The organism is Pseudomonas sp. NPDC087346 (genome assembly GCF_044744235.1).
GTDB lineage: Bacteria > Pseudomonadota > Gammaproteobacteria > Pseudomonadales > Pseudomonadaceae > Aquipseudomonas.
This window is the reverse complement of record NZ_JBIUXX010000068.1, coordinates 1-10,487: the sequence shown is the minus strand read 5'-3', so window position 1 is coordinate 10,487 and position 10,487 is coordinate 1. Positions and strand designations below refer to the sequence as shown.

Sequence of the window (10,487 nt, the reverse complement as noted above, 5' to 3'; positions counted from 1 at the left end):
GAAAAAGTCGCTGAGGTGTTCCACTCCGTAGCCGCCAAGTACGACCTGATGAACGACCTTCTGTCGGGCGGCATGCACCGTCTGTGGAAGCGTTTTGCGATCGAACTGTCGGGCGTGCGCAGCGGCAATCGCGTGCTGGACATCGCCGGTGGCACTGGTGACCTGACCAAAAAATTCTCGCACCTCGTCGGCCCGACCGGCCAGGTTGTTCTGGCTGACATCAACGAATCCATGCTCAAGGTCGGCCGCGACCGACTGCTGGATCTGGGTGTGGCCGGCAACGTCGAGTTCGTTCAGGCCGACGCTGAAAAGCTGCCGTTCCCGGACAACCACTTCGACTGCGTGACCATCGCTTTCGGCCTGCGCAACGTGACGCACAAGGAAGACGCCCTGCGCTCCATGCTGCGTGTGCTCAAACCCGGCGGTCGTTTGCTGGTGCTGGAATTCTCCAAGCCGACCAACGCGCTGATGTCGAAAGCCTACGACGCCTACTCGTTCGCCTTCATGCCGCTGATGGGCAAGCTGATCACCAATGACTCGGAAAGCTATCGCTATCTGGCCGAATCGATCCGCATGCACCCGAATCAGGAAACCCTGAAGTCGATGATGGTCGACGCCGGTTTTGACCGCGTGACCTATCACAACATGACCGCAGGCATCGTCGCGCTGCACCGTGGCATCAAGCCCTGATGTTGCTGACCGGGCTGCTCGCCAGCGTCGAAACCGGCCTCAACCGTGTGCTGCGTCTCGACAGCACGGCGTTGCCGCGACTGGCGCATCTGACCGGCAAGGTGATTGCCGTCGATTGCCGTAGCCCGGCCCTGCAACTGTTCATCCTGCCGAGTGACGAAGGCCTGATGCTGGCTTCGCACTGGGAAACCGGCGTCGATTGCACTTTGCGTGCGCCGGCGTCGAGCCTGGTAAAACTGGCCCTGAGCAAAGACAAGACCGCGGTGCTGCATGCCCCGGAAGTCGAACTCGATGGCGACAGCGGTGTGCTGCTGGATCTGGCCGGCATCCTGCAAGACCTTGAGCTGGACTGGGAGTACGAACTCTCGCGCTGGCTCGGCCCGGTCGCCACGCAACTGGTCGGTGGCCATCTGCGCAGCCGCGCTCGCTGGTATCAACAAGGATTCGCCAGCCTCAACCAGAACCTCGCCGAATACCTCGCCGAAGAATCGCGCACCCTCGTCGGGCAGCGCGAAGCCGAAGCTCGTTTTAGCGAACTGGACCGGATCAAACTTGATCTGGAACGTCTCGAGGCGCGCTTCGAGCGCCTTTCCCGATCCCTCGACCCAAGCGATAACGCATGAAGCTGCTCGCCGTCCGCCGTCTGTTGCGCATCCAGCGCGTCGTGATCCGCTACCGCCTCGATGATCTGCTGTTCGAGCTGCCGCTGCCCTGGTTCCTCCTGGCGCTGCGTTATGTGCTGCCGTGGCGCTGGTTCCCGCGCAAGCCGCTGGAGCTGAGTCGAGGTGCGCGCCTGCGCCTGGCGTTGCAGGATCTGGGGCCGATTTTCATCAAGTTCGGGCAGATACTCTCGACCCGCCGCGACCTGCTGCCGGAAGACATCGCCGACGAACTGATGATGCTCCAGGATCGCGTACCGCCATTCGATTCGCAGCTGTCGATCAAGCTGATCGAAGAACAGCTCGGCAAAAAAATCAGCGAAGTGTTCAGCCGTTTCGACGTCGAGCCACTGGCCTCGGCCTCGGTCGCGCAGGTGCATGCCGCGCAGTTGAAAACCGGTGAAGAAGTCGTCGTAAAGGTGATCCGCCCGGGCCTGAAACCGATCATTGCGCAGGATCTGGCGTGGCTGTTCATCCTCGCCCGCGCCGCCGAAAAAGTCTCGGCCGATGCTCGCCTGCTGCACCCGGTGGACGTGGTTCAGGATTACGAAAAAACCATCTACGACGAACTCGATCTGCTGCGCGAGGCGGCCAACGCCAGCCAGTTGAAGCGCAACTTCGAAGGCTCGCCGCTGCTCTACGTGCCGCAAGTCTATTGGGACTGGTGCCGGCCGAAAGTGCTGGTGATGGAGCGCATCTACGGGATTCAGGTAACGGATCTGGCGACCCTCGCCGACCAGCGCACCGACATGAAGATGCTCGCCGAGCGCGGTGTGGAGATCTTCTTCACTCAAGTGTTCCGCGACAGTTTCTTCCACGCCGACATGCACCCGGGCAACATCTTCGTCAGCACCGTCAATCCGTGGAGCCCGCAGTACATTGCGATCGACTGCGGCATCGTCGGCAGCCTGACCCCGGAAGACCAGGATTATCTGGCGCGTAACCTGTTCGCCTTCTTCAAGCGCGATTACCGGCGCGTGGCGCAATTGCACATCGATTCGGGCTGGGTGCCGGCAGAGACCAAACTCAACGAATTCGAAGCGGCGATTCGTACCGTCTGCGAACCGATCTTCGAAAAACCGTTAAAAGATATTTCATTTGGTCAGGTGCTGATGCGCCTGTTCCAGACCGCGCGGCGCTTCAATATGGAAGTGCAGCCGCAGCTTGTCCTGCTGCAAAAGACCCTGCTGAACATCGAAGGCCTCGGTCGTCAGCTGTATCCGGATCTGGATCTGTGGAACACCGCGCAGCCGTTCCTCGAACGCTGGATGCGCGAGCGCGTCAGCCCGAAAGCCTTGATCGGCAACGTGCAGAGCCAGTTCGAACAGCTTCCGCACCTGGCCAACATGGCACGCGATCTGCTCGAACGCATGTCCCAGCCACACGCCTACGACCCGCCGCCACCTTGGCACAAACGCAAGGACGACTGGTTCCTGCGCCTGCTCGGTTGCGCGCATCTGGCGGGCGGTACGATCCTCGCTGCTGGTGGCCCCTTGCACGAATTGGGGCATTGGCCGGCAGGCATCATGGTGGCCGTCGGCTTGTATCTGGTCGTTCGCCGATAGCCAGTTTCGTGATCGGCTGGCACACTGTTTCAACGCCTGAGCCCAACTATTGACGTGTGGGCTCGCTGTCGGAGTCGAAGATGAAAAACTGGCTGGACGAGATCAAGTGGGACGCTGATGGCCTGGTGCCGGCGATTGCCCAGGATCACAAGACCGGACGTGTACTGATGATGGCCTGGATGAACCGCGAAGCCCTCGAGCTGACCGCGGCGGAAAACCGTGCAATCTACTGGTCACGTTCCCGTGGCAAGCTGTGGCGCAAGGGCGAAGAGTCCGGCCATGTGCAGACTTTGCATGAAATGCGTCTGGACTGTGACGCCGACGTGATCATCCTGATGGTTGAACAGATCGGCGACATCGCTTGCCATACCGGCCGTCAAAGCTGCTTCTACCGCGTTTTTGAAAACGGCGACTGGAAAACGGTCGACCCGGTTTTGAAAGACCCGCACGCCATCTATTCCGCAGGACACAAACATGAGTGACACCCTGACCCGTCTGGCCGAAGTGCTCGAAGAGCGCAAAGGCGCAGCTGCCGACAGCTCATATGTAGCTAGTCTGTATCACAAGGGTTTGAACAAGATTCTGGAGAAAGTCGGCGAAGAGTCGGTCGAAACCATTATTGCCGCCAAGGATGCCGCGATCAGCGGTGACTGCAGCGATGTGATCTACGAAACCGCCGACCTGTGGTTCCACAGCATGGTCATGCTCGCCCAACTGGGGCAGCATCCGCAGGCTGTGCTGGATGAACTGGATCGCCGCTTCGGCCTGTCCGGACACGTCGAGAAAGCCTCGCGTCCGTCCGCCTGAACAATTATTAGAGAGGAACAGCAACATGGGCATTTTTGACTGGAAACACTGGATCGTCATTCTGGTAGTCGTGGTTCTGGTGTTCGGCACCAAGAAACTGAAAAACCTCGGCACCGACGTCGGTGAGTCGATCAAAGGCTTCCGTAAAGCCATGAACGACGATGAAAAACAGGCTGCTGATCCAACCGTGACACCTGCGCAGCCAGTGCCACCGGTTCAGCCGCAAGCCACCGCTCAGGCCAACCCGCCGCACACCATTGATGTGCAGGCGCAAAAAGTCGAAGAGCCGATCCGCAAAGACGTGTGAGCACTGACTAATGTTTGGTATCAGCTTCTCTGAACTGCTGCTCGTCGGCCTCGTTGCCCTGCTGGTGCTGGGTCCCGAGCGTCTGCCGGGTGCTGCGCGCACCGCTGGCCTGTGGGTCGGGCGGCTGAAGCGCAGCTTCAACGCGATCAAACAGGAAGTTGAACGTGAAATCGGTGCCGACGAAATTCGTCGGCAACTGCACAACGAGCACATTCTGTCGCTGGAACAAGAGGCACGGAAAATCTTCACGCCGGTTCAGCAAGAGCCGACCCCGGTCGAGCATGTCGGCGAGCAGACGATTCATGCCCCGACGGCTCCGGCTGCACCGATTGCTCCGACTGCGCCAGTGGCAACTGCACCTGCCCCGGTTGCAACGCCAGCAGAACCGGCGCCCGCCGTGGCAGAACATTCGGTTGAACACGTAGCGCCAACCGCCGCGCCGATCACACCAGCGCCCCACGACACCACTTTGCCGCCGCGAGCCCCATGAGCGATCTCCCCGAAAACGACCAGCACATGCCGCTGGTTTCGCACCTCACCGAGTTGCGCACCCGCCTGCTGCGTTGTGTGGCGGCGATCTTCATCATCTTCGCCGGGCTGTTCGCCTTCACCCAGCAGATCTACACCTTCGTCTCGACGCCGCTGCGCCATTACCTGCCGGTCGGCGCGACGATGATCGCCACCGACGTGTCGTCGCCGTTCCTGACGCCGCTGAAGCTGACGATGATGGTCTCGCTGTTCCTGGCGATTCCGGTGATCCTGCATCAGATCTGGGGCTTCATCGCACCGGGCCTGTACAAGCATGAGAAACGCATCGCGGTGCCGCTGCTGGTCTCCAGCATCCTGCTGTTCTACACCGGCATGGCGTTCGCCTATTACTTCGTGTTCCCGCTGATCTTCAAGTTCTTCGCCGCTGCCACCCCGGCCGGCGTGGAAATGATGACCGACATCGCCAGTTACCTCGATTTCGTCATGACGCTGTTCTTCGCCTTCGGCGTGGCGTTCGAAATCCCCGTGGCCGTGGTGCTGCTGGTGTGGATCGGCGTGGTCGACGTCAAATACCTGAAGAAGATCCGTCCGTACGTGATCATCGGCTGCTTCGTGGTCGGCATGATCTTGACTCCGCCGGATATCTTCTCGCAGACCCTGCTGGCGGTACCGATGTGGATGCTGTTTGAAATCGGCATTCTGTTCGGCGCCCTCGTCAGCAAGCGCGAACGCCCGGACGAAACGGCCGACGATCACAACGACCAGCCGCCAGCGACCCAGGCATGAACCTGCTGTTGCTCGAAGAGGCCGACTTCATCGCGGCCGACCGCGTCGTGCTGCGTGATCGCCGTCTGACGCACATGCAGGAAGTCCATCGCTCGGAAGTCGGCGACAGCCTGCGGGTCGGGCGCATCGGCGGGTTGATGGGTTCCGCAGAATTGCTGCGCCTGGAAGCGGGCGAAGCCGAGTTGAGGGTGATTCTCGACCAGCCGCCACCGGCCAAGCTGCCATTGACACTGGTGCTGGCCCTGCCGCGCCCTAAAATGCTGCGCCGGGTGTTTCAGACCGTGGCGACCATGGGCGTGCCTCGGGTGATTCTGGTCAACAGCTACCGCGTCGAGAAGAGCTTCTGGCAAACGCCGTTTTTGGAACCGGACGCAATCCGTGAGCAATTGATCCTTGGTCTGGAACAGGCCCGGGATACGGTGCTGCCGGAAATCGTCATCGAGAAACGCTTCAAGCCGTTTGTCGAGGATCGTCTGCCGGCGATCACTGAAGGCACGCTCGGGCTGGTTGGTCATCCCGGAAATTTCCCGCCCTGCCCCCGCGCATTAAGTGAACCGGTAACCCTGGCTATCGGCCCCGAGGGTGGCTGGATTCCTTACGAGATCGACCTGCTGAGCAAATCCGGCCTGCAACCGGTGCAACTTGGGGATCGCATCCTGCGCGTCGAAACCGCCGTCACCGCCCTGCTCGCCCGTCTCTTTTAGAAACTGAATGCCAATCCATTGTGGTGAGGGGGCAAGCCCCCTCACCACAGAAGTCTGGCTTCGTGTCGGACAAATGGCGTTACAGATTGCCATCACTCAGCCGATACAGTCCCCATAAGTCCAATTAGTGGTCCGAGGGGAGTCGTCGCATGTACCGTTGGTTAGCCGAGAATCTTGGGAACGTCAGCGTCAAACGCAAGCTGGGAATCGGTTTCGGCCTGGTGCTGTTGCTGACGCTGTTGATCACCTTCACCGGCTGGACCGGCATGGGCGGCATCATCAGCCGGGGCGACAAGCTCGGTTTTATCTCCAGCCTCAATGAGCTGACCAAAGACCTGCGTCTGGCGCGTCTGGACTATGACGCACGCCGTGGCGAACAAGGCCCGGGCGCGGTCAATGACTTGCTCGTCAAACTCGACAGTGGCCTGCAAACCGCTCGCGGTATGATCGAACAACCGGCCGATACGGCCATGGTCGATCAGCAACTGGCTGCGGTTGCCGAATACAAACGTGCTTTCGCCGACATGACCCAAGCGACCAATCTGCGTGAAGATGCCCGCAGCAAACTGGGCGCGAGTGCCGACAACGCCGTGGCCAAGGTCAGCGAAGTCGAAAAAGCCATGTTGCAAGGCGACAGCGTCGCCCAGTTCAACAGCGTGATCGAACTGAGCAAATTGCTGCAACAGGCGCGCTATCAAGTACGCGGCTACACCTACAGCGGCAAGGCCGAAGCCGAGCAACCGGCACTGGACGCAATCGACAACGCCCTGAAAAGTCTAGAAAGCCTGCCAGCCAAGCTGCCGGAACAGCACATCGCCAACCTGCAACAGGCTACCGACTCGATCAAGGCCTACCGTGCAGCGGTCAGCCAGTTCCGCGACTCCCAAGTGATCAATGCCAAGGCTCTTGCGCAAATGTCGTCGCAGGGCGATCTGCTGATGGATTTGAGCAAGAAGCTCACCGAATCGCAGACCGTGGTCCGTGACACCGACGCCGCCAATGCGAAAAACCAGTTGATCATCGCCACTCTGCTGGCCGTGGCTTTCGGTTTGCTGGCTGCTTGGGCGATCACCCGCCAGATCATCATCCCGCTGAATCAGACCCTGAAAGTCGCCGAGCGCGTGGCGGCCGGTGACCTGACGCACAATCTGGTCTCCGCACGCCGCGACGAACTCGGCCAGTTACAGCGTTCGATGCAGAGCATGACCCAAGGCCTGCGCGAGTTGATCGGCGGGATCAGCGACGGCGTGACGCAGATTGCCAGCGCCGCCGAAGAGCTGTCCGCCGTGACCGAGCAGACCAGCGCCGGGGTCAACAATCAGAAAATCGAGACCGACCAGGTCGCCACCGCCATGAACGAAATGGCCGCCACCGTACAGGAAGTTGCGCGCAACGCCGAAGAGGCTTCCGAAGCTGCCGTCGCCGCCGACCAACAGGCTCGCGAAGGCGACAAAGTCGTCGGTGAAGCCATTGCGCAGATCGAGCGTCTGGCCGCTGAAGTGGGTCATTCCACCGAAGCCATGGGCGAACTCAAGCGCGAAAGCGACAAGATCGGCAGCGTGCTCGACGTGATCAAATCCGTGGCCCAGCAAACCAACCTGCTGGCACTCAACGCGGCCATCGAAGCGGCGCGTGCCGGTGAAGCCGGGCGCGGTTTTGCGGTGGTCGCCGACGAGGTGCGCAGCCTCGCTCAGCGCACGCAGAAGTCCACAGAAGAAATCGAAGAGCTGATCGTCGGCCTGCAAAACGGCACTCAGCAAGTCGCGACCATCATGGACAACAGCCGCACCCTGACCGAAAGCAGCGTTGAACTGACCCGGCGTGCCGGTGGTTCGCTGGAAAGCATCACCCGCACCGTTTCGGCGATTCAGGCGATGAATCAGCAGATCGCTGCCGCTGCCGAGCAGCAGAGCGCCGTGGCCGAGGAGATCAACCGTAGTGTGCTGAACGTGCGCGATGTGTCAGATCAGACGTCGGCGGCGAGTGAAGAGACGGCAGCGTCCAGCGTTGAGCTGGCGCGACTGGGCACCCATTTGCAGATGCTGGTGGGGCGTTTCAAGGTTTGAGGTGATTGATCGACCTCGGCTCGCTATGGACCGAGGTGATGCTATCGCCAGCAGGCTGGCTCCCACAGAGTTTTGTGGTGTTGCCCAAATAGTGTGGACACCAAAATCCACTGTGGGAGCTAGCCTGCTAGCGATTAGCGGCCCACAGGGCCGCTGCTTTTAAAGGACCTGACGCAGGAAGGCTTGGGCCCGTGGATCTTTCGGTGCATCGAAGAACTCGGCCGGCGCAGCATCTTCCAGCAGTTTGCCGTGATCGAAGAACAGCACCCGATCCGCCACTTCACGGGCGAAGCCCATTTCGTGGATGACACAGACCATGGTCATGCCTTCCACGGCCAGATTCTTCATCACATCCAGCACCTCGCCGACCATTTCCGGGTCGAGCGCCGAAGTCGGCTCATCAAACAACATCACCTTCGGGTCCATCGCCAGCGCCCGGGCAATCGCCACGCGCTGCTGCTGACCGCCGGACAGACGCGAAGGATACTCGCGTGCCTTCTGCGCGATACCGACCTTTTCCAGCAACGCCAAAGCCTTGGCCTCGCTTTCCTTCTGCCCGCGCTTGCGCACGACTTTCTGCGCCAGGCACAGATTTTCCAGCACGGTCATGTGCGGGAACAGATTGAAATGCTGGAACACCATGCCGACTTCACGGCGGTAGGCGTTGACGTCGGTTTTCGGGTCGGCCAGTTGCAGACCGTCGATGCTCACCGAGCCCGAGTCGAACTCTTCCAGGCCATTGAGGCAGCGCAGGAAGGTCGATTTGCCGGAGCCCGACGGGCCGATCACCACCAGCACTTCGCCCTTGGCGACCGAGGTGCTGACGTTATCCACAGCGCGCACCACCTGACCACGGGTGTCGAAGACTTTTACCAGTTCGCGGACTTCAATCACTTTGCGCGAGCCTCCGCTCAAGACGGCTGGCGATTTTCGACAGCGGCAGGTTGATCAACAGGTACAGGCCAGCAACGCAGAACAGAATCTCGAACGGCGAAAACGAGGTGGTGATGACTTCACGACCGCTTTTCAGCAGCTCGGTAATCGCGATCACCGACACCAGCGAGGTGTCTTTGACCAGACTGATGAACTGCCCGGCCAGTGGCGGCAGCACGCGTTTCAGCGCTTGCGGCATCACCACGTGACGCATCGACTGACCGGCGCTCAGACCCAGCGAACGCGCCGCCTCGTCCTGCCCGCGAGCAATCGACTGCACACCAGAGCGAATGATTTCCGCCACGTACGCGCCGGTGAACAACGCCAGTGCGGCGATCCCGGCAAACTCGCGGGACAGGTTCATCACCGTGCCGATGAAGAAATAGAAAATGAAAATCTGCACCAGCAACGGCGTGCCGCGCACCAGTTCGACGTAAATCGTCGAAAGGTCACGCAGGGTCGGGTTGCTCGACAAGCGGCACAGACCGGTGACCAGACCGATCAGCAGGCCGAGCACGCCGGACACTACCGACAGCCATAACGTCGTCCACAGCCCCCACAAAAGCGGTCCTGCCGCCCAATGCCGGGTGACGCCCATGACGTCGCCTTCGGCCACATCGTCGCCCTGAGCGAATTGCAGGCTGTTTTCGTCGACGGTCAGGTGCTGCTCGTCACCGGCATCGTTGCGCAGAGTGACTTCAGCTGTGCTGCCCTTGCGCACCAGTTCGCTGACCGTGGAAATATCGGTCGCGCGCTGGGTTTCCTCGGCCTGATAGGCGAAGTACTGCGGAACGCGATTCCAGCGCCATTCGTAGGACATCAGCGACGTGGCGTAATACAACGCGCCAGCCAGGCCGATCAGCACCAGCACGGTCAGAACGTGCCAGGGCCATTGGGCTTTTTTCTGTTTCATGGGTTTAGCAAGATCCGAAAGTTGTATCGCCAGGAAGGCCGCCATCGCCAGCAGGCTGGCTCCCACATTGAATCTGTGGCTTACACAAATCCCCTGTGGGAGCCAGCCTGCTGGCGATTGGAGCGACTCGGTCTATGTGACCGGGCTTATTCCATGTCCTTGAGCCAAGCGGTGTCTTTGAACCACTTGTCATGGATGCGATCGTAGGTGCCGTCTTCGTGGATCTGGTGCAGGAAGTTATTGATGAAGTTCAGGCTGTCGTAGTCGCCCTTCTTCAGGCCGAAGGCCAGCGGCTCATAGGTGAACGGCTTGTCGAGGAACACCAGTTTGCCGGCGCCGACCTTGTTCACCGCAACCACGTTGTACGGCGCGTCATAGATGAAGGCATCAGCCTTGCCGTTGACCACGTCGAGCACGGCTTCCTGCTCGTTGTCGTAGCCGTGGTACTTGGCTTTGGAGATCAGCTTGTTATATGGAACGACCCAACCCCACACACGCGGCCGCCCGCGCCCTGGGCGCGCAGGATAGTGACATCAAACTCAACTACCAAGGCGACCCCAACCCGCCC

12 protein-coding genes and 2 pseudogenes are annotated in these 10,487 nt (G+C 60.4%); 11 read left to right on the top strand and 3 right to left on the bottom strand.

What is annotated here, in order from left to right:
* The 11 genes and pseudogenes from ubiE to ACIOZM_RS27070 form a co-directional block, all read left to right on the top strand.
* Positions 1-690 (top strand): bifunctional demethylmenaquinone methyltransferase/2-methoxy-6-polyprenyl-1,4-benzoquinol methylase UbiE (gene ubiE / locus ACIOZM_RS27120; protein ID WP_401219586.1); only part of this gene is annotated, 690 nt, incomplete at its 5' end.
* A complete protein-coding gene (locus tag ACIOZM_RS27115; RefSeq protein WP_401219584.1) occupies positions 690-1,313 on the top strand; it encodes an SCP2 domain-containing protein in 624 nt (207 codons plus the stop codon). The genes ubiE and ACIOZM_RS27115, both read left to right, overlap by 1 nt.
* Positions 1,310-2,914 (top strand): ubiquinone biosynthesis regulatory protein kinase UbiB, encoded by a 1,605-nt coding sequence (gene ubiB / locus ACIOZM_RS27110; RefSeq protein WP_401219582.1) that lies wholly within the window; start codon positions 1,310-1,312, stop codon positions 2,912-2,914. The genes ACIOZM_RS27115 and ubiB overlap by 4 nt, the downstream gene beginning before the upstream one ends.
* A gap of 80 nt (positions 2,915-2,994) precedes the next feature.
* On the top strand, positions 2,995-3,396 hold the full coding sequence (hisI, locus tag ACIOZM_RS27105; RefSeq protein ID WP_007909357.1) for a phosphoribosyl-AMP cyclohydrolase: 402 nt from the start codon (positions 2,995-2,997) through the stop codon (positions 3,394-3,396).
* Positions 3,389-3,721 carry a phosphoribosyl-ATP diphosphatase gene (locus ACIOZM_RS27100; RefSeq protein ID WP_007909355.1) on the top strand — a complete coding sequence of 111 codons (333 nt, stop codon included), beginning with the start codon at positions 3,389-3,391 and terminating at the stop codon, positions 3,719-3,721. Before hisI ends, ACIOZM_RS27100 begins: the two co-directional genes overlap by 8 nt.
* Before the next feature lie 25 nt (positions 3,722-3,746).
* Complete coding sequence (locus ACIOZM_RS27095) at positions 3,747-4,028, top strand: twin-arginine translocase TatA/TatE family subunit (RefSeq protein ID WP_401219579.1); 282 nt, start codon at positions 3,747-3,749, stop codon at positions 4,026-4,028.
* 10 nt (positions 4,029-4,038) lie between these two features.
* Positions 4,039-4,518, top strand: coding sequence for a Sec-independent protein translocase protein TatB (gene tatB, locus ACIOZM_RS27090; protein ID WP_401219576.1), 480 nt, complete (start codon positions 4,039-4,041; stop codon positions 4,516-4,518).
* Positions 4,515-5,303: a twin-arginine translocase subunit TatC gene (tatC, locus tag ACIOZM_RS27085; protein WP_401219574.1), complete on the top strand. Its 789-nt coding sequence runs from the start codon at positions 4,515-4,517 to the stop codon at positions 5,301-5,303. The genes tatB and tatC overlap by 4 nt, the downstream gene beginning before the upstream one ends.
* A complete protein-coding gene (locus ACIOZM_RS27080) occupies positions 5,300-6,007 on the top strand; it encodes a 16S rRNA (uracil(1498)-N(3))-methyltransferase (RefSeq protein WP_401219572.1) in 708 nt (235 codons plus the stop codon). The genes tatC and ACIOZM_RS27080 overlap by 4 nt, the downstream gene beginning before the upstream one ends.
* Before the next feature lie 149 nt (positions 6,008-6,156).
* A pseudogene (locus tag ACIOZM_RS27075) lies at positions 6,157-7,218 on the top strand (methyl-accepting chemotaxis protein); the annotation flags it as partial.
* Positions 7,201-8,073 (top strand): methyl-accepting chemotaxis protein, encoded by an 873-nt coding sequence (locus ACIOZM_RS27070; protein ID WP_401219626.1) that lies wholly within the window; start codon positions 7,201-7,203, stop codon positions 8,071-8,073. The pseudogene ACIOZM_RS27075 and the gene ACIOZM_RS27070, both read left to right, overlap by 18 nt.
* A 159-nt stretch (positions 8,074-8,232) precedes the next feature.
* On the opposite strand, the gene ACIOZM_RS27065 is transcribed toward ACIOZM_RS27070, so the two are convergent.
* From ACIOZM_RS27065 to ACIOZM_RS27055, 3 genes and pseudogenes are all read right to left on the bottom strand, one after another.
* On the bottom strand, positions 8,233-8,967 hold the full coding sequence (locus ACIOZM_RS27065) for an amino acid ABC transporter ATP-binding protein (RefSeq protein ID WP_401219570.1): 735 nt from the start codon (positions 8,965-8,967) through the stop codon (positions 8,233-8,235).
* Positions 8,960-9,919, bottom strand: a complete 960-nt coding sequence (locus ACIOZM_RS27060; protein WP_401219568.1) for an amino acid ABC transporter permease — start codon at positions 9,917-9,919, stop codon at positions 8,960-8,962. The genes ACIOZM_RS27065 and ACIOZM_RS27060 overlap by 8 nt, the downstream gene beginning before the upstream one ends.
* A 146-nt stretch (positions 9,920-10,065) precedes the next feature.
* A pseudogene (locus ACIOZM_RS27055) lies at positions 10,066-10,386 on the bottom strand (transporter substrate-binding domain-containing protein); the annotation flags it as partial.
* Positions 10,387-10,487: the final 101 nt, after the last annotated feature.

Bases quoted from the DNA above. Each gene is read 5' to 3' on its own strand.
- ACIOZM_RS27095 (WP_401219579.1), top strand. From the start codon at position 3,747: ATGGGCATTTTTGACTGGAAACACTGGATCGTCATTCTGGTAGTCGTG.
- ACIOZM_RS27060 (WP_401219568.1), bottom strand. From the start codon at position 9,919: ATGAAACAGAAAAAAGCCCAATGGCCCTGGCACGTTCTGACCGTGCTG.
- ACIOZM_RS27115 (WP_401219584.1), top strand. From the start codon at position 690: ATGTTGCTGACCGGGCTGCTCGCCAGCGTCGAAACCGGCCTCAACCGT.
- ACIOZM_RS27070 (WP_401219626.1), top strand. From the start codon at position 7,201: ATGCAGAGCATGACCCAAGGCCTGCGCGAGTTGATCGGCGGGATCAGC.
- ubiB (WP_401219582.1), top strand. From the start codon at position 1,310: ATGAAGCTGCTCGCCGTCCGCCGTCTGTTGCGCATCCAGCGCGTCGTG.
- tatC (WP_401219574.1), top strand. From the start codon at position 4,515: ATGAGCGATCTCCCCGAAAACGACCAGCACATGCCGCTGGTTTCGCAC.
- ACIOZM_RS27100 (WP_007909355.1), top strand. From the start codon at position 3,389: ATGAGTGACACCCTGACCCGTCTGGCCGAAGTGCTCGAAGAGCGCAAA.
- tatB (WP_401219576.1), top strand. From the start codon at position 4,039: ATGTTTGGTATCAGCTTCTCTGAACTGCTGCTCGTCGGCCTCGTTGCC.
- hisI (WP_007909357.1), top strand. From the start codon at position 2,995: ATGAAAAACTGGCTGGACGAGATCAAGTGGGACGCTGATGGCCTGGTG.
- ACIOZM_RS27080 (WP_401219572.1), top strand. From the start codon at position 5,300: ATGAACCTGCTGTTGCTCGAAGAGGCCGACTTCATCGCGGCCGACCGC.